Consider the following 17,252-nt stretch of genomic DNA (forward strand, 5'->3'; position numbering starts at 1 on the left):
CAGCGGCGCGATGCCTGTCCAACGCGTCTTAGCCGGAAATCTTCTCCTTGACCGCCTCCGCCGCCTTGGTCAGCCAGCTCTTCTCGATCTCTTCGGCATCCGCCTTCGTCTTGGCGGCGATACCATGGGGCTCGGCGGGCGGCGCATAAACGGAAAAAAGCTTCAGCGGTTCGCTGCCGGTGTTGACGATGTTGTGCTCCGCGCCCTGTGGAATGACGATCATGTGGTTCGCCGAGACGCTGCCCTTGGCGCCGTCGACGATCGCCTGGCCCTTGCCCGCCACGAAGAAGGTGGTCTGGTCGGCACGGTGAGTTTCCATGCCGATCTCCTCGCCGGGCGCCAGGCTCATCAGCACCACCTGCACGCGCTTGTCGAGGAACACCTCCTTCTGGAAGAAGTCGTTCTCGCCCGCGAGCTTCGCCATGTCCTTGTTGAAGAACGTCATCGTGTCGGTGCCTCCTGTTCGGTTCGCAGGCATAACGACGCGCGACCCGGTTCGATGCACCGCCGCCGCCACTAATCTGGGTGTCAGAAGCCGCCGCGTACGCTCAAGGAGAAGATCGGACCGATCAGCCGGTCGCGTCGCTCGACAAAGAGGATAGGCGTGGCGTCGCGGACGCCGGTGAAGACCGTCCGATCGCGGCGGCTGCGGGCGTTGAGCAGGTTGGTCACCGATGCGCGGACGGTCAGCCCGGCGATGTCCTTGTTCTCGACGAACAGGCTGTCGAACACCGGGCCTTCATAGATGCGGTCGACCTGGTCGCGGCGATAGCCGGGCTGATTGTGCGAATATTCCAGGCTGCCGCCATAGGCCCAGTCCGAGCCGGGCAGGTCGCGGCGGAACTGCGCTGACATCACCGTGTCGGTGAAGTTGCTGTACTGGCGCGTTTCGCCCGTGAACGGATCGCGCAGCCGCGAATGCTGGAGCAGAACGCGGGTATCTAGCCTGGCGCCCTTCCAGCCGATCGGATCGAACTGGATCGTGCTCGTCCAGTCGATTGCCGCGGCGCGCGCCTTGGCGATGTTCCCGACGCCCTGACCGGCAAGGCCGAGCGGCACGACGTCGACGAAGTCCTCCACATCGCGATAGATGACGCGGACCTTGGTCGATCCCCAGGCACCGAACCGACGATTGGCCTCCAGTTCCAGGGTCCAATCTTGTTGCGGCACCAGCTCGGCATTGCCGCTGTTCGCGTTCTCGTTGTCGAGGAAGACGCGCGCCAGGAAGTCGTAGAAAGAAAGCTGCAGCACCCGCCGCCGCAGCTTCGCCGACAGATCGAAAACCGCCGAAGGCTTCCACGCCAGCGACAGCGAGCCCTTGGGGCGCAGGAAGCTGCGCGTCAGCCCGCCCGGGCCGGTCTGCGCGATGGTGGAATGCTCCGCACCCGCGACGATCTGCAACGACAGCTTGGGGCTGAGCGGGCGGCTGAAGCTCAGCAGCCCCTCATAGCGGTCCTCGTCCACCCTGCCCGTTCCGTCGGAAAAGGGTAGCGGCACATACTGGCCTCCGCCATCGAGCGTGAACAGCGCCGCTTCGTTGTCGAGGCTGTTGTACGCCGCCTCGCCCGACAGCTGCCAGTCCGCGCCAAACAGCTTCCAGCTATATTCGCCACGCCCGATCCGCTCGCTGAGCTTGCCCGCCTGAGTATAGCGATCGCCGACGGTGGTGGCGCCGTCCGCGAATGCGGTGACGATAGTCTGCGAAAACGGCTCGAAGCTGAGGCGGTCGAGCCCGATCAGCTTGAGCCGTCCCGGTCCCAGCGTGAACTCGGCGTCGCCCCCAAACTCGCGATTCCAGCCATCGCCGCCCTGGGCGACGGTGCGCAGGCGATCGGCGGTGCCGGGCGCGGTGCGGACGCCGCGTTCGTTGTAGCGGTTGTATGTGCGCTGATACTGCGCGTTGACGTTGAAGACGGAGGTGCCTGGCCCGTCGATCGTTGCGCGGCCCGATATCTTCGGCTCGTTATTGGTGCTGTACCAGACGTCGCGCCGGCGCTCGATCACCGCGCCTGTGGGTCCGAAGATCAGCGTCGGTCCGCCCGCGCCACCCGAGCCGCCGTCATTGGCCAGCCCCGCCTCGTACTGCACGATGCCGCTGCGGCCGCTGATCGACACATCGCCGCGCGCCAGCACTGCCGGCGTGTGATGCGCCCGGACCTGCGGGCGCCAGGAGAACTGGCCCGAGAAGTTGTCGGCCTTGCGGATGATGTTCGCCACCTGACCGGACAGGCCCGGCAAGTCGAGCGTCGCGCCGTCGACGATCTCGATCCGCACGACGTTGGCGGCGGGGATGCGGGTAAGCTGGGTGGCGAGGTCGTCGGACTTGCTCGACAGCCGCTCGCCGTTGATCAGCACATTACCGGTGGCTTGACCAAGCCCGCGCAATTGCTCGTTCTCGCGGATGGAGAAGCCCGGCACCTGCAGCAGCATGTCATAAGCGTTACGCGGCGCGAAACGGGCGAAGTCGGCCGCGACATAGACCTGGCGATCCTTGACGGGCGCCGCGCCTGGCGCGGCGGGCACTTCGGTGGGCACCGGCGCGGGCGCGCTGCCGGTCGAAACGTCCTGCCCCCACGCGCTCGCGGGGGCGACCAACGCGGTGGCGGCGAGCAAAAAGCGCATCGGCCGTTGCATGCGCCGACGGGAAGACTGACGGGTACGCCTCATACCAAGTCCTTGGAGAAGGTGGATCACTAACCGCGCGTATCGACCGTCAAGGCCATACCGGCTTCGGCCTCGGCAACCGCTTCGATGCGCATTCCCTCGAAACCCATCGACACTGCGGTTCCCCGCCTCGGCGGGGAACCATCGGTGTCGATTGCGCGCGCGCTGACGGCATCCTTGGGATCGTCGAGGCGCTGCCCCGCAGCGCGGGTCGTGCGCACATAGTCTCCCGTCACCCCGACCGCGCGCATAGCGGTCAGCTGGTTCATCGTCACGTCCGGGAAGAGCCGCCGCATCTCGGCGTGATAGGCAGCCGGGATGCCGACCAGGTGCGCGCGCACGACGTCGCGCATGCTCAACGATGGATCGGCGGCGAGCAGCGCGCGTGCATAGCTTGCGTCGAGTCCGAGAGTGTGCGCCTTGACGATGCTATCCAACTCGCAGTCGGGGAAGACCGCGCGCATCGCGGCGACATAGGCCGGCTCGATGCCACTCGCGCGGGCATCGATGGCCTGCTCCACGGACAAGTCGTCGGCGATCGTCGTCAGCGACGGCCGAACGGACGGGAGAGATGCAAGCACCGGCGGCGAGGACGGCCGGGTCTGCGCAGCAACCAACGGCCGCGGAGCAGGCGCCGGGGGTGCCGCGAACACAGCCACCGTAAGCACGGGCGAGACGGCCGTCACGGCGGCGACCGGCACCCCGCGTGCCGTGGCGGCGAACGGATCAAGCGCGGCCAGCGGCGCCGTCGCGAGGAGTGCGAGAATGGCCCCGGCGGTGACGAAGCGTCCCGTCGCTGGAGCGCGTCGCCGCGTGCGGTCGAGCACCCGCGCGATACGCCGTTGCAGCGAGTGGCGGCCGGGCGCGACGCCATGCGCCGCCCGCAGCAAGGGGCCGTTGTCGTGGCGCGCGGCGGTGACCAGCAGCGCCGCATAGTCCGCGTCGCCGATCTCGGTGCGCAGCACCGCGTCGTCGGCCGCTTCCTCACGGCACTGGTGGCTCCCGCGCGCCAGCCACCAGACCAGCGGATTGAACCAGAACAGCGCACAGACGAGGTTCGCGAACAGGAGTTTGGCCGAGTCGCGGCGAACGATCTGGGCGAGCTCGTGCGCGATGATCGCCTCCGCCTCACCGGCCGCTTCGACGGCGCGCTCGTCCAGCACGATGGTCGGACGGATCACGCCCCAGCTGATCGGTGATCGTAGTTCGTCGCTGACCAGCAGCGCCGTGCCGTCCTTGAACCCCATGCGATGCTGGGCGCGGGCAAGTGCCGCGAGCCAGACGCCGTCGACCAGGACCGCAGCGCGCCGGCGCAGCCCGAACAAGCGGATGATCGACAACAGCATCGCCGCCAGCAGCAGCGTGAGCGGCACCAGGTACAGCGCGACGCCAATGTCCTTCAGATCATAGCCGGAGGTCAGGATCTGGGCGTAGGCGGGAGCCGCTATCCCGCTTCGGACTGCCGCCAATCCTGCATCGGGCGCGGCACCGGCCATCGGCAGCGGGTTCCAGCTTGGCAGCATCAGCGAACCGATCGGGATGACCGCGACCGCGAGCAACCCGAGGTGCGCAATCGCCGACCGCTCTCCCGCCGAGCGTCCGCGGCACAGGCCCAGCAGCGCGAGCACGGCGCCGGCGACCAGCGCCGATTTCCAGCCGATCGCCACCAGCATCGCAAGGTCGGGAAGCATCACTTGCTCTCCTCGCGCGCCTGGGCGACCAGCTTCTCCAACTCATCGAGTTCGTGCGGTTCCAGCCGGCGCTGCATGCCGAGCAGCGCGGTCGCGGCGCTGACCGGCGAACCGTTGAAGAAGACGCGGACGATCTGGCTCAACGCCGATCGGCGGGCCGTCTTTTCCGACACTCGAGGCAGGTAGACGAAGCCGCGCTCTGACTGTTCGCGGCCGACGAAACCCTTGTCCTCCAGCCGCTTCAGCATCGCGCGGACCGCCGAGCCGCTGACCGCGTCGGGCAGGGCGCCACAGATGTCGGCGACCGTGGACGCGCCGTTTTCATACAGGAGGTCGACGATCTGGCGCTCGCGCGGCGGCAAAGACGACAGCATCGAGCAACCCTCCCCGTTACATTTGTAGCGTGCTACATCTGTAGCGCTGAGTGCGCAAGAGGAAAATCGGGGTGCGACGACGCGCGCCGAGCTCCGCGGTCTGGGGATCTCCGGGGAAGATGGCGGCGGGCGATCTCGCGTCTACGCCCTCGGGCGGCCGCCGTTCGCCCGAGGTTCCGTGGTCAGAACCGCAGGCTGAGGCCGAAGTCGCCGTTCACCGAATAGATCTGCCGCGAATAGGTCTGCGTCGGCACACGCTGGTAATAGGTCAGCGGGGCGTTGGTGAGGTTGGAGAGCGATCCGAAGACCTCGATCGCGTCGTTGATCTTGTAGCTCAGCCGCGCGTCGAGCGTGGTCCGGGGCGATTGGTAGATGTCGGTATTGATCGTCGTGCCGACGTTCACGATCGCCTCGGAGCGATAGTTCAGCGCCAGCCTCGCCTCGAAGGCCCGGCGCTCGTAGAATAGTGCCGCGTTCGCGATCTTGTCCGACTGGCTGAAGAACGGGATGTCCTCGCTCTCGCGCCCGGGCACCGTCACGTCCGAGGTGACGTAGGTGCCGTTCACCGACGCGCCGAACCCGTCGAACGGCGCCGGCAGGAAGGTGAACCGGCGTTGCAGGTTCGCCTCGACGCCGAACAGCTTGCCGCGGTCGGCGTTCTGCGGCTGCGACAGGCTGGTCAGCGTCACGCCCGCGAAGCTGGTGTTCTGGAGCGTCCGGGTGAAGATCGGGTTCTTCACTTGCTTGTAGAAGACGCCCAGCGAGAAGATGCTGTCGGTGTCGGGGTAATATTCCGCCGACAGGTCCAGTCCCATCGCGGTGTAGGGCTCCAGGTCGGGATTGCCGGCGGAGCCGACGCCCGAGTCTTCGGTAAAGGTCGGCACCTGCGCGTCATAATTGGGGCGGCCGATCGTGTTGGTCCAGGCGGCCCGCAGCGTGAACCGCGTCGAAGGACGATAGTTGAGGTGTACGCTCGGCAGCACATGGGTGTAGTTCTGCTCAAAGGAGAGCGGCTGGATGTTGGTCCCGCCACCCCTGATGGCGAACGCATCGTAGCGTCCTTGCGTCCGCTCGACCCGGACGCCGCCGATCGCGGTCAGGTCGCCCAGCTTGACGCTGCCCATGGCATAACCCGCATAGATCTTCTCGCGGATAACATAGTCGAGCGCGCGTTCGTTGACCGCGGTCTGCACCACGTCGACGCTCGTCAGCGCCGGATTGGCCGCGTAGAAGGCCAATACCTTGGCATAGTCGATCGCGGGACCAAAGGCGAAGCGGCCGTTGTAGAAGTCGTCCGGCGTCGGCAGCGTGCCGCCGGTCTGAGTCAGGGTCGAGGTGCCGATCGCCAGCCGCTGGACCTGGGTGCTGTCGCGGTCCTTGTCGCGCGAGATGAACTTGCCGCCGACCTTGACGAAATGCTCGCCCGAGTCACCGAACGCGACCTTCAGGTCGGCGCGGATCGTGTGCAGATCCTCGACGATCGACTCGCGACGCTCGCGGATGCGGCGGAGCGGGAAGGCGCTCGGATCGAACAGTGACGGATCCTGAAAGGAGAATTGCGGCAGGCCCGGCGTCAATTCCAGGACGCTGACCTTGCCGGTCGCGGAACGGAACTCCAGGTCGTCGCGGATCGGCGTCTTCTCCTGCGCGCGCGCATAGGTGTAGTTGACGCCCAGCTCGGCCGCGCCGAACCGCAGCTCGGCGCCGGGCGAGAGGTTGAACAGCTTCTGCGTCTGGTTGTTCTGCCGGAACTGCCGCGTCGCGCGGCCATTGGGGAAGCGGATCGACGTCGCGGTCGGGAAGGTCGGCGTTCCCGCGGCGAAGGCGAAATTGTACTGGTCGCGCTCCTCTTCGTCGGTGAACTCGTTGTAGATCGATCGCACATAGAAGCGCGCCGCGTCGCTCGGTCGCCAGTCCAGATTGACGATCGCGCCGATCCGCTCGCGCATGATGCGATAATCGTAGAGCAGATACTGTAGCGGCGCGAAGACCTGTGCGCCGGCCGGGCCGAAGGCGGTGTAGCCGGTCGGCTCGGCCAGATCGCTGTCGATGAACCGCTTGAGATAGCTGCCTGCGACGACGATGCCGAACTGCTGGTCGGGGCCGAAGCGGCGGCCGTGCGTCGCACTGCCGCCGAAGCCGGTCTTGCCCGACTTGTCGTTATAGGCGCCGCGCACCGTCGCGAAGGTGAAGGGGTCGGCCCGGTCGAACGCGGTGGGCGTGACGAGGTTGATGCTGCCGCCGATCGCGTTGGCGTCGTAATCGGGCGTGACCGCCTTCACGACCTCGATCGCGGCGACGAGATCGGACGGGATGGTATCCAGCGCGACGCGGCGTCCTTCGGCCTCCGGGATGCCGACGATGTTGCCGTCGACGGTGACCTGGTTGAGGTTGGGGTCGATGCCGCGCACGACGACGTAGCGGGGCTCGCCCTGGTCAATCTCGACCGACACGCCCGGCAGGCGCTGCACCGCCTCGGCGGTGTTGAAGTCGGGCAGCTTACCGATATCGTCGGAGGCGACGACGTCGGCGATCACCGGCAGCGCCCGCTTGCGCTCGATTGCCTGTTCGCGCGAGGCGCGCGAGCCGGTGACGATGACGTCACCCGCTTCCGCTTCGGGCAGCTGCTGTGCCGCGCCGGGATCGGTGTCGACGGGGGCGGCGGTGTTCTGCGCCAGACCAGGCGTCGCGACACCCGCCAGCAGGGCCGCGAGCACGGCCAGGCGGCCGCTGCGAACTGGGTTGGTGCAAAGGCTGCGCATCTTGAAATCCCCGGGTGAACCTGTCGTCGAACGCCGCCCTAGGGGCGCCGCATGACAGATCGACGACTCCGCAGAGGCCGGCGGGTTACCGTGTCACGGCGTTGTCCCACAGCGCCGCTACCTAGATTTTCGGAGTGAAATCACGGGAGTGACGGTGTGCGACGATCGTCCGAGCTGTCGGAGCGCAGCGGTTCATGCCATGGTGGCGCGCGATGAGCACGATCGTCACCCGTCGCGCGATCCTGGAGGGCGGGCTCGCCGCACTCGGCCTGTTCGCCCTGCCGATGAGCGCCCGGGCGCAAGCGCCGGCCTTTACCCATGGCGTCGCCAGTGGCGATCCCAAGCAGAGCCGGGTGACGCTATGGACGCGGTTCCTTCCCGCCGACGGCGGCCTTGCCCGGGTGCGGGTGGAGGTGGCACTCGATCCCACGTTCCGTCGCATGGTCGCGCGGCATTGGGGCGTGGCCGGTCCGGACGGCGACCATACGGTAAAGGTCGTCGCGACGGGGCTGGAGCCGGGCCGGTGGTATCACTATCGCTTCGTAGGCCCCGACGGTAGCGTGTCGCCGGTGGGCCGGACGCGGACACTGCCGACGCGCGGCACCGATCCGTTCCGCATCGCCGTGCTGTCGTGCGCCAACATGGATTTCGGCTATTTCAACGCCTATCGCCATCTGGCCCAACGCGATGATATCGACCTGGTGCTGCATCTGGGCGACTACATCTACGAATGGGGCAACGGTAAGCACTCGCTTGCGGCCTTGGCGCTCAAGGAGCGCGTGATGCGCCCGGCGCAGGAGACGGTGACGCTGGACGACTACCGTACGCGTTATGCCTGGTATCGGGCCGATCCCGACCTCGCCGAGATGCACCGGCGGTTTCCCGTCATCTCGATCGTCGACGATCATGAGATCACCAACAACGCCTGGGTGAACGGGGCAGGCAACCACCAGCCGAATGAGGGGCCGTATCCGGTGCGCAAGGCGGCGGCGATGCGGGCTTATCACGAATGGCTGCCGATGCCGGCGACGCCATACGACCGCTACGATATCGGCGGACTGGCGGCGATCTTCCGGCTGGAGACGCGGCTGGTCGGGCGCGACGAACCGCTCGACCTCGGCGACGCGCTCAAGGGCGCGGCGGACCCGTTCAAGGCGATGGCGGCGTTCCGCGACGGGCCGCTGCAGGACCCCAAACGGACGATGATGGGTGCGGCGCAGGAGCGCTGGCTGGCCGACGGATTGCGCAGCTCGGTCCGGGCGGGTCAGCGCTGGCAGATCGCGGCCCAGCAGGTGGTGATGGGCCCGACCCGTCTGCCCGAGACGGCGACGGGCTGGTCCTCGCAAACGCCGGCCGCCGGCTCGCGCGCGGCGTTGCGGCAAATGGCGGCGGTGGCGGCATCGCGCGCCGGGCTGCCGCTGGGTTTCGACAATTGGAACGGCTATCCGGCGGCACGGGCGCGGCTGCTCGGCGCGGCGCAGGTGGCGGGCGCCAATCTGGTGGTGCTGTCGGGTGACAGTCACAATGCCTGGGCCTATGATCTCGCTCATGACGGCAAGCCCGCCGGCGTCGAATTCGCGGGCCAGTCGGTCGCTTCGTTCGGGTTCGAGGCACGGTTCGATGCCGATCCGAAGCGGATCGCGGCCGACATGGTCGCCGCCAATCCGGCGCTGAGATGGTGCGACACCAGCCGGAGGGGATATATGACGACGACTCTGACCCGGGACGAAGCGCGCAACGACTGGCTGTTCCTCGACACGGTGACGACCCGCTCGACCGCGCTGTCCGGGACCAGCACGGTCGCGGTCGGCCATGGCGAGCGTCGGTTGCAGCTGGCATGACGCTATCGCCGGCCGACTATGCCGCCGCCGACGGCCTGGCGCTTGCTGCAATGGTGCGCGTCGGCGAGGTGACCCCGCTCGAGCTCGTCGACGCCGCGATCGCACGGATCGAGCGGCTGGACGGCGAGATCAACGCCGTCGCCCATTGCGCCTTCGACGAGGCGCGGGCGCAGGCGCGGCAGCCGGCAGGCGACGGCCCGTTCGCGGGCGTGCCGTTCATGGTCAAGGATTTCGGCATCGGCGTCGCCGGCTGGCCGAACACCAGCGGCAGCCGCTTCTGCCGCGACCCGGTCGACGCCGCCGATACCGGGCTGATGGCGCGCTACCGGACAAGCGGCGTCATCCCGATCGGGCGCGGCGCAAGTTCCGAGTTCGGCATCGTCGGCAATGTCGAGACCGCCGCCGGCGGCGCGGTCCGCAATCCCTGGAACACCGACCGACTGGCAGGCGGCTCGTCGGGCGGATCGGCGGCGGCGGTCGCGGCCGGCTATGTCCCGATCGCCCATGCCAGCGACGGGCTGGGCTCCATCCGCATTCCCGCCGCCTGTTGCGGGCTGGTCGGCATGAAGCCGACGCGCGACCGCAACCCCAACCTTCCCGACGGCTTCGACTATGCGATGGGCTTCTGCGTCGATCATGTCGTCACCCGCTCGGTGCGCGACAGTGCGGCGATGCTGGACGTGACCGGCCGGCCCGAGCCCGGCTCGCCCTATGCCGTCCCCGCCAAGGCGGGACCGTATCTGGACGAGGTGACGCGCCCGCCCGGCCGGCTGCGCATCGCCTGGTCGACGGAGACGCCGAGCGGCGCGCCGATCGACCCGGAGGTACAGGCCGCGGTGGAGCGCGTGGCGGGCGACCTCGCCGCCTTGGGGCACGAGGTGTTCGCGCAGGGGCTCGGCGTCGACTATCGCGCGATCTACGCCGCGCGCGCGCCGGTCTCGGCGGCGAACTTCGCGGCCGGCATGCGGCGGGTGGTCGAGCGCGTCGGCCGCGAGCCGACCCAGAGCGAGCTCGAGCCGCTGACCTGGGCCGCCTACACCCTGTCGAAGAAGGTCACCGGCGAGCAGGCCTTTTGGGGCTATCAGGAGCTCAGGATGCTCGCGCGCGACGTGGTCCGGCGGTTCGAGGACTTCGACCTATACCTCTCGCCCGTGATGACCGCACCACCGCCGCCGATCGGCTTCATCGCCGGCGCCACCGTGGACGCGGGCGAACTGTCGAAGCGGCAGGCGGCGCTGTTCCCCTATGCCGCGCTGTTCAACTTCACGGGACAGCCGTCGGTCTCGCTGCCGCTGGCGATGTCGCGCGACGGGCTGCCGATCGGGCTCATGGTCACCGGCCGCTATGCCGACGAGGCGACGCTGTTCCGCCTCGCGGGTCAGCTGGAACGCGAGTGGGGCTGGCCCGACTTGCGCGACCTGTAAGCCGTGCAGCGCTGGCGCAACTGGTCGGGCAGCGTCGCCGCCGAGGTGCGCGCGGTCGTCTACCCGCGCGACGAGGGCGCGCTGTCGAGCGCCGTGGCGCGGGCGAGGCAGGTGCGCGCGACCGGTGCGGGGCACAGCTTCATGCCGCTGTGCGCGTCCGACGACCTGATCGTCTCGCTCGCGCACATGGAGGGCGAGCTGCACGTCGCCGCCGACCGCGCCAGCGCGCGTGTGCCCGCAGGCTGGAGCCTCAAGCGGCTGACGGCCGAGCTCTGGGAACATGGCCTGGCGCTCGCCAACCAAGGCGATGTCAATCCGCAGTCGGTGGCCGGGTCGATGGCGACCGGTACGCACGGCACCGGCCGCGACCTGGGATCGCTGTCGACCTTCGCGCGCGGCTTCCGGCTCGTGCTAGCGGACGGCGCGACGGTGTGGTGCGACCGCGACACCGACCTCGAACTGTTCGAGGCGCAGCGCCTGTCGCTGGGGCTGTTCGGGATCGCCACCGAGATCGAGCTGGCGGTGGTGCCCGCCTTTCACCTCCACGAACGCATCGAGAAGCGGCCCTGGGCGGAGGTGCGCGAGCAGTGGGACACGCTGGTCGAGCGGCATCGTCACGTCGAGTTCTTCCTCTTTCCGCATACCGACGACGTGATCCTGAAAACGCTGGACGAGACCGACGCCTGCGCGCCGCCGCCCGCGCGCAGGGCGGATGACGAGGCGGCGTTCCGGCGCGTGCTCGACATCGGCGCGAGGCTGCCGGTCGCGGTGCCGTGGCTGCAGCGGCGGATGATGAGCGCGCCGATGACGGGGCGCCGCCGCGGGCCCGCCCACGTCATCTTCCCGTCCGAGCGCGCCTTGCGCTTCGAGGAGATGGAGTCTGAGATGCCGCGCGCGGCCGGGCTGGAGACGTTGGAGGAGGTGGTGGGCTGGATCCGCCGCCGCCGCCTGCCGGTCGCGTTTCCGTTCGAGTTCCGCCTCGTCGCGGCCGACGACATCTGGATGAGCCCGATGAACGCCGGCCCGGTCGCGTCGATCTCGATGCACCAATATGTGAAGATGCCCTGGCAGGCGCTGTTCGCGGAGGCCGAGGCCATGTTCCGCGCCGGCGGCGGCCGCCCGCATTGGGCGAAGCGGCACCGGCTGACCCGCGACGATGTGGACACGCTGTACCCGCGGGCCGAGCAGTACCGCCAGGTCCGCCGGCGCGTCGACCCCACCGGCAAGTTCCTCAACGGCCATTTGCGGGAGCTGTTCGGCTGATGGACGACGTGACGCTGCACACCCACCTCATCGGCCAACAAGGCTCCCGCGCGGCGCTCAACACCCCCGTATTGGTGCTCGATCTCGACGCGCTGGACCGCAATATCGCAGCCCTGGCGACGCTGGTCGCGCGCTACGATATCGCGCTCCGCCCCCACGCCAAGACGCACAAAAGCGTCGATATCGCCCGGCGTCAGGTCGCGGCCGGGGCGGTGGGCTCGTGCTGCGCCAAGATCGGCGAAGCGGAGGTGCTGGCCGACGGCGGCATCGAGGGCCTGCTCATCACCTCCCCCGTCACCTCGCCCGCGGCGATCGCACGGCTGGCCGCGCTGGCGAAGCGGTCGCCCGGGCTGATGGCGGTGTTCGACCACCCGGGCGTCGCCGCCGCCACCGCCCGCGCGCTCGCTGCCGAGGGCGCCACGCTAGGAGCGGTCATCGACATCGATCCCGGTATCCGGCGCACCGGCGTCGCCTCTCCCGAGGCCGCCGTGGCGCTCGCGGCCGCCATCGCCGAGGCGCCGGAGCTGAGATACCAAGGTGTGCAATTCTATTGCGGCGCCCAGCAGCACATCGAGAGCTTCGCCGAGCGCCGCGCCGCGATCGAGGAGCGGACCGCCTATCTGCGCACCGTGATCGCCGCGCTGACGGAGGCGGGCTTCGCGCCGACCATCGTCACCGGGTCCGGCACGGGGACGCACCGCATCGATTTGGAACTCGGCATCTTTACTGAATTGCAGGCGGGGTCCTACGTCTTCATGGATCGCCAGTACCTCGATTGCGATCTCGCCGGCGACGCGATCGCGCCCTTCGAGACCTCGCTCGCCGTCGACACGCGGGTGGTGAGCGCCAACCATGCCGCGCTGGTGACGCTCGACGCCGGGTTCAAATCGCTTTCCACCGATGGCGGCAAGCCCAGCGTGCTGCGCGGCGCGCCCGCCGAGGCGACGTTCGCCTTCATGGGCGATGAACACGGCGCGCTGGTCGCCCCCGGCATCGGCGAGACGCTGCGCCCGGGCGACGCGGTCAGCCTGGTCGTCCCGCATTGCGACCCGACGGTGAACCTGTACGATTTCTACCATCTGGTCCGCGCCGACACGCTGGTCGACATCTGGCCGGTGAGCGCGCGCGGGCGGGCGCGCTAGAGGGTGATCCGGCTTGGATGACGCGCCGCCCGCACGGGAGGGCCGATCCGCGGGGTTGGATCAGGGTCTAAGGCGCCTTCACCGGCGGAATCCGGCTCGCCACGACCGTGCGGGTGGCGCGGTCGAGCGACCACAGGATGCGCGGCTGCGACCGATCCCAGGCGATGGCCTGGCCGTTGGTGGAAATCGCGACCGTGGCGAGGTGATCGAGCGTCGTCCCCGCCTCGGGCAAACGCAGCACGTACAGCTCGGGCCGGTCATGGCCGGTGACGTACAGCAGCCCGTCCTCGCCCCAGGACCCGCCCGAGTTGCTCATCGGCGCGAAACGGTCGAGCACGGTCTGCGGGAACAGCCACGACCCGGTCGCCCGGAACTGCGCGTCGAAGCGTATCAGGCGCGTCCAGCGGTGATCGCGGCCGGGCTCGCCGCCGCGCGCCTCGGGATAATTGGCGAACGCGCCGTACCAGTCGGCGCCACGCCGCTCGAGCCAGGTCAGCGACCCCGGCTGCGGTGGCAGCGTGATGCTGCGCTTGTGTCGCATGGTGGCGGTAGCGAAGACCTCGATCACACTGGCCATAGGTACGGCAGGGTAGTTAGATGCGGCGCAGACCAGCTCCGCGCGGTCGACGACGCACGAGTTCATGTGCGGAAAGCGCGCGCGCGGCCCCTCCCACCGCGCGACACGACGACCCGTCCGCTTGTCGTACTTGCCCACCATGTTGTTGCCGTTGACATAGAAGTATTGGGCATCAGCCGCGACGCCTTGACGCGCCTCCTCCGCTGGCCAGCGCGCGACGACGGTGGCCGGCGACGTGCTCGTCGGGGTTTGCTGCGCGGCCGCGTTGCCGCAGCTGATCGCCGTCACAGCCAGCATCCACGCCCGCATGCTCGCTCTCCCGCCATTGCGCGGCGGCACCGTCGCCGCGCACGGGCCCTTCGTCAATGCGCCGCCGGCTCGCCGCGCTCGCGCGCCTGGTGCTCGGCGTAAATTCGACGCCACCGCGCGACACCGATATCGGTCTTGATCAGCACCTGGCGGGTGCCGGCCGGCATGCTCTGCATCGACCGATGCTGGGCCAGGATCATGAGTTCGTCCTGCTCCTGGAATGCATATAGCCGAAGATCCGCCAGCTCGCGCCGGACGTCGTCAGCTTCCGACCCCGGCATGACGTTCCAGCGGCTGGCGCAGGTATGATAATGGGTGCTCGTCCCTGTTTCGGACGTCAGGATGTGGATGCCGTAATAGCCGGTGCCGTCAGCGCGGTCGCCACCCGGCGCGGTGATGCCGGTGTCGAGCAGCAGGCTGCTCGGCAGGTCCCAGCGAAAGTGGAGCCAGTGGTCGACCGGCGCGCCGTCGCCGCGGAACAGCCGGTCGTGCACGGCAGGCGGCGGCACGTCGCGCATGTGGCGCGTGACCGTCAGCGTCGCCGGCTTGCGTGACGGTGGTGCCAGCCGCGTTCATCGCCGCATTGCCGAGGATGCTGTCGTGGAGGAAGTTGACGCGGCTGCAGTCGACCAGATTGTCGACGATCAGATCGAACGGCACGCTCATCGTCATGTGATCGCGCCGAGACACAGTCGGACCCAGATCGCGCAGCACTGAATAATCGGGGATCAGGCTCTCGTCCGGGATGCCGTCGCCCGGCCACAGCCACAGGATATGGTCGCGTTCGACCACCGCGTAGCTGCGCACCTGCATCTGTTTGGGGACCAGGTTGCGGCCATGAGGATTGCGCAGGCACCGGCCGGTGGCGAGATCGAATTCGAGGCCGTGGTAGCCGCATCGCACCACCCCCGGCGCGATGATCTGTCCCATGGACAGCGGCGCGAAGCGGTGAGGACAGCGCTCGTCGACGGCCAGCACCCGGCCGTCATCGGACCGGCGATGAAGCAGGATCGGCAAGCCGATGATGGTGCGGGCCAGGCCCTCGCCTGTCGCGATCGCCTCGCTCCACACGGCCATGTACCAGCATTCGCGCAGGAACGGCGTCACCGCCTCAGCTGCCGTCGGTGATGAGGGTGCCACCGTCGATCGCCACCACCTGCCCAGTGATGAACCCAGCACCCGGGCCGGCCAGGAACAGCGCCGTCGCCGCCACCTCCCACGGTTCCCCGATGCGGCGCAGCGGCGTCATCTGTAGCCGCTTGGCGGCGGCGTCCGGGTTCGACAGGATGTTCTTGGCCCAGCTCGTCGCGATGACGCCCGGGGCGATGGCATTGGCGCGCACGCCCTGCGGTCCCCACTCGACCGCCAGATTGCGGGCGAGCTGGATCAGCGCCGCCTTGGTCAGGCCATAGGTGCCGACCCCCTGATTGCCACGCATACCGCCGATCGACGCGGTCAGCACGATGCTGCCGCCACCGCGCTTGGCCAGTCTGGGCGCGACCAGGTTCGACAGGTGCAGCGGATGCTCCAGGTTGATCGCGAACAGCGCCGTGCGCTCGGCGTCGGTCACCGCCGCCATCGGGCCCCACGGACCGGGAATGCCGGCGTTGCAGACCAGCACGTCGATGCCGCCGAACCGCGCTTCCGCCGCCGCCACCAGCGCCGCGAGCTGGGCGCGGTCCGTCACATCGGTGGGGACACCGATCGCGTCAGGCAGTTCGGCCGCGAGCGCGTGGCATTCCGCTTCCTCGTTGCTGGCGAGCACCAGCTTCGCGCCCGCGTCGGCAAAGGCGTGCGCCATGGCCAGGCCGATGCCCCTGGTCGCGCCGGTCAGCAGGACGGTCTTGCCAGCAAGGCCGAAATAGCGGTCGAGGGTCATCGGGTTTCCTTGATCGGCAGGGCCATCACCGCCCCCACATCCGGCGGAACATGGCGGAGTCGCGATCGACGGCGGCATGCTTGACCGCGCCGGCGACATGCAGCGCCAGGGCCGCGAACAGCGCCAGCTTGAAGACGACGGTGTGCATCACCCCGCCCGCGATCACCCAGGGGCTTTGCGGCAGCGGTACGCTCGCCTCGCAACTCGGACTCGCGAAAGCCGGGATCACCGTCAGAGTGCCTGCGTCGATCGTCCAGTTGATCTCCGCCGACACGCCCCAATAGCCGTTGTTGAGAAACGGATAGGCGAGCGGCTCGGGGTTGATCCGTGGCGCGGGGGTCGTGCGATGCGCGAAATACGCGCGCGCCGCGGGCGAGTGCAGGCCGCTGAACGGATCGAGATTGGCAGGCACGAAGACGTAGTTCGCCGGCGAGGTCGCGGTGGCGGGCGCCGGCGGTGAACAACTCATGTCCCAGATAGCTGCCGCCGGGCCCCGCCCCGTCCTGATGCGAGTAATCCGCCGCCAAGCGGATGTTCAGCCGGTCGGTCGGCTGGAACAGCAGCTGCGCGCGGACTCCGTGTCCGACGTCGTCCAGCGTGCCGTCCTGGTTGTAGCCGTCGCGATCGACAAGCTTGCCCGCGATGCGGAACGCCGCGAGCGGTCCCAGCGGCACGTTCACTACCGCCTCGAGATCGCTGGCGTTGTAATTGCCGTACCCGGCCGATGCGGCAACGGACAGTTCGTGGATCCGCGGTCGCACCGGGATGACGTTGACCGCGCCGCCCGTCGCATTGCGCCCGTACAGCGTGCCCTGCGGCCCCTTCAGCACCTCGATCCGTTCCAGATCGAAGAAGGTCGCCGTGGTGGAGGTCGGGCGACCCATGTAGACGCCGTCGAGATCGAAGGCGATCGCCGGGTCGGAATAGCCGTTCAGCGTGAAGTTGCCGACGCCGCGGATGAAGAAGACGTTGTTGGCGCCGCCGCCCTGCTGAACGCTGAGCGACGGCACCGCCGCGTTCAGCGTCGTGGCCGTAACCACCCCCGCTGCCGCCAGGTCGCCGGCGGTGACCACATCCACCGCGACAGCGGCGCGCTGCAGCGACTCGCTCCGGCGTTGCGCGGTGACGATGATGTCCTCCAACCCTTGGCTCGGCACCTGTGCGGTGGCATCGCCCGCCAGCGCGCCTGGCTCCGCAGTTTGGGCAAAAGCAGGCCATCCGATCGCCAGCGTCATCAGCGCGGTGCAGCCAGCAGCGTCATCTTGTGCATCGACTTATCCTCCCGTTGCGGCCACTTGCGCAGTTCTTGCATACGCTTGCACTAGC

Annotated in this window: 12 protein-coding genes and 1 pseudogene; 4 read left to right on the forward strand and 9 right to left on the reverse strand. The window is 68.6% G+C overall.

Annotated features, from left to right (window positions below; genetic code table 11):
- Positions 1-28: 28 nt before the first annotated feature.
- The 5 genes from VFQ64_RS02920 to VFQ64_RS02940 all read right to left on the reverse strand — a co-directional run bounded on the left by VFQ64_RS02920 (position 29) and on the right by VFQ64_RS02940 (position 7,491).
- Positions 29-445 (reverse strand): cupin domain-containing protein, encoded by a 417-nt coding sequence (locus tag VFQ64_RS02920; RefSeq protein ID WP_325101806.1) that lies wholly within the window; start codon positions 443-445, stop codon positions 29-31.
- Positions 446-528: 83 nt separating this feature from the next.
- Entirely contained in the window at positions 529-2,622 is a 2,094-nt protein-coding gene (locus VFQ64_RS02925) for a TonB-dependent receptor plug domain-containing protein (RefSeq protein ID WP_325101807.1), read from the reverse strand.
- Between the two features lie 71 nt (positions 2,623-2,693).
- On the reverse strand, positions 2,694-4,355 hold the full coding sequence (locus VFQ64_RS02930) for a M56 family metallopeptidase (RefSeq protein WP_325101808.1): 1,662 nt from the start codon (positions 4,353-4,355) through the stop codon (positions 2,694-2,696).
- Complete coding sequence (locus tag VFQ64_RS02935) at positions 4,355-4,729, reverse strand: BlaI/MecI/CopY family transcriptional regulator (protein WP_325101809.1); 375 nt, start codon at positions 4,727-4,729, stop codon at positions 4,355-4,357. The genes VFQ64_RS02930 and VFQ64_RS02935 overlap by 1 nt, the downstream gene beginning before the upstream one ends.
- A gap of 182 nt (positions 4,730-4,911) precedes the next feature.
- Positions 4,912-7,491, reverse strand: a complete 2,580-nt coding sequence (locus VFQ64_RS02940) for a TonB-dependent receptor (RefSeq protein ID WP_325101810.1) — start codon at positions 7,489-7,491, stop codon at positions 4,912-4,914.
- 212 nt (positions 7,492-7,703) lie between these two features.
- Here VFQ64_RS02940 and VFQ64_RS02945 point away from each other — a divergent pair, with 212 nt between their 5' ends.
- Genes VFQ64_RS02945 through VFQ64_RS02960 form a run of 4 tightly spaced genes read left to right on the forward strand, consistent with a single transcriptional unit; the run spans position 7,704 to position 13,161 of the window.
- Positions 7,704-9,332: an alkaline phosphatase D family protein gene (locus VFQ64_RS02945; RefSeq protein ID WP_325101811.1), complete on the forward strand. Its 1,629-nt coding sequence runs from the start codon at positions 7,704-7,706 to the stop codon at positions 9,330-9,332.
- Positions 9,329-10,756, forward strand: a complete 1,428-nt coding sequence (locus tag VFQ64_RS02950) for an amidase (protein WP_325101812.1) — start codon at positions 9,329-9,331, stop codon at positions 10,754-10,756. The genes VFQ64_RS02945 and VFQ64_RS02950 overlap by 4 nt, the downstream gene beginning before the upstream one ends.
- A 3-nt stretch (positions 10,757-10,759) precedes the next feature.
- Complete coding sequence (locus VFQ64_RS02955) at positions 10,760-12,019, forward strand: D-arabinono-1,4-lactone oxidase (RefSeq protein ID WP_325101813.1); 1,260 nt, start codon at positions 10,760-10,762, stop codon at positions 12,017-12,019.
- On the forward strand, positions 12,019-13,161 hold the full coding sequence (locus VFQ64_RS02960) for a DSD1 family PLP-dependent enzyme (protein ID WP_325101814.1): 1,143 nt from the start codon (positions 12,019-12,021) through the stop codon (positions 13,159-13,161). Before VFQ64_RS02955 ends, VFQ64_RS02960 begins: the two co-directional genes overlap by 1 nt.
- Before the next feature lie 67 nt (positions 13,162-13,228).
- On the opposite strand, the gene VFQ64_RS02965 is transcribed toward VFQ64_RS02960, so the two are convergent.
- The 4 genes and pseudogenes from VFQ64_RS02965 to VFQ64_RS02980 form a co-directional block, all read right to left on the reverse strand.
- A complete protein-coding gene (locus VFQ64_RS02965; RefSeq protein WP_325101815.1) occupies positions 13,229-14,047 on the reverse strand; it encodes a hypothetical protein in 819 nt (272 codons plus the stop codon).
- A gap of 53 nt (positions 14,048-14,100) precedes the next feature.
- Positions 14,101-15,124, reverse strand: a pseudogene (locus VFQ64_RS02970) (aromatic ring-hydroxylating dioxygenase subunit alpha).
- A 34-nt stretch (positions 15,125-15,158) separates the two neighbouring features.
- Complete coding sequence (locus tag VFQ64_RS02975; RefSeq protein ID WP_325101816.1) at positions 15,159-15,926, reverse strand: glucose 1-dehydrogenase; 768 nt, start codon at positions 15,924-15,926, stop codon at positions 15,159-15,161.
- Complete coding sequence (locus VFQ64_RS02980; protein WP_325101817.1) at positions 15,923-17,161, reverse strand: TonB-dependent receptor; 1,239 nt, start codon at positions 17,159-17,161, stop codon at positions 15,923-15,925. The genes VFQ64_RS02975 and VFQ64_RS02980 overlap by 4 nt, the downstream gene beginning before the upstream one ends.
- Between the last annotated feature and the right edge of the window lie 91 nt (positions 17,162-17,252).

Origin of the sequence: Sphingomonas sp. (assembly GCF_035714405.1) — a bacterium.
Lineage (GTDB): Bacteria > Pseudomonadota > Alphaproteobacteria > Sphingomonadales > Sphingomonadaceae > Sphingomonas.

Bases quoted from the DNA above. Each gene is read 5' to 3' on its own strand.
- VFQ64_RS02960 (WP_325101814.1), top strand. From the start codon at position 12,019: ATGGACGACGTGACGCTGCACACCCACCTCATCGGCCAACAAGGCTCC.
- VFQ64_RS02965 (WP_325101815.1), bottom strand. From the start codon at position 14,047: ATGCGGGCGTGGATGCTGGCTGTGACGGCGATCAGCTGCGGCAACGCG.
- VFQ64_RS02980 (WP_325101817.1), bottom strand. From the start codon at position 17,161: ATGACGCTGGCGATCGGATGGCCTGCTTTTGCCCAAACTGCGGAGCCA.
- VFQ64_RS02950 (WP_325101812.1), top strand. From the start codon at position 9,329: ATGACGCTATCGCCGGCCGACTATGCCGCCGCCGACGGCCTGGCGCTT.
- VFQ64_RS02975 (WP_325101816.1), bottom strand. From the start codon at position 15,926: ATGACCCTCGACCGCTATTTCGGCCTTGCTGGCAAGACCGTCCTGCTG.
- VFQ64_RS02925 (WP_325101807.1), bottom strand. From the start codon at position 2,622: ATGCGCTTTTTGCTCGCCGCCACCGCGTTGGTCGCCCCCGCGAGCGCG.
- VFQ64_RS02930 (WP_325101808.1), bottom strand. From the start codon at position 4,355: ATGCTTCCCGACCTTGCGATGCTGGTGGCGATCGGCTGGAAATCGGCG.
- VFQ64_RS02920 (WP_325101806.1), bottom strand. From the start codon at position 445: ATGACGTTCTTCAACAAGGACATGGCGAAGCTCGCGGGCGAGAACGAC.
- VFQ64_RS02935 (WP_325101809.1), bottom strand. From the start codon at position 4,729: ATGCTGTCGTCTTTGCCGCCGCGCGAGCGCCAGATCGTCGACCTCCTG.
- VFQ64_RS02940 (WP_325101810.1), bottom strand. From the start codon at position 7,491: ATGCGCAGCCTTTGCACCAACCCAGTTCGCAGCGGCCGCCTGGCCGTG.
- VFQ64_RS02945 (WP_325101811.1), top strand. From the start codon at position 7,704: ATGAGCACGATCGTCACCCGTCGCGCGATCCTGGAGGGCGGGCTCGCC.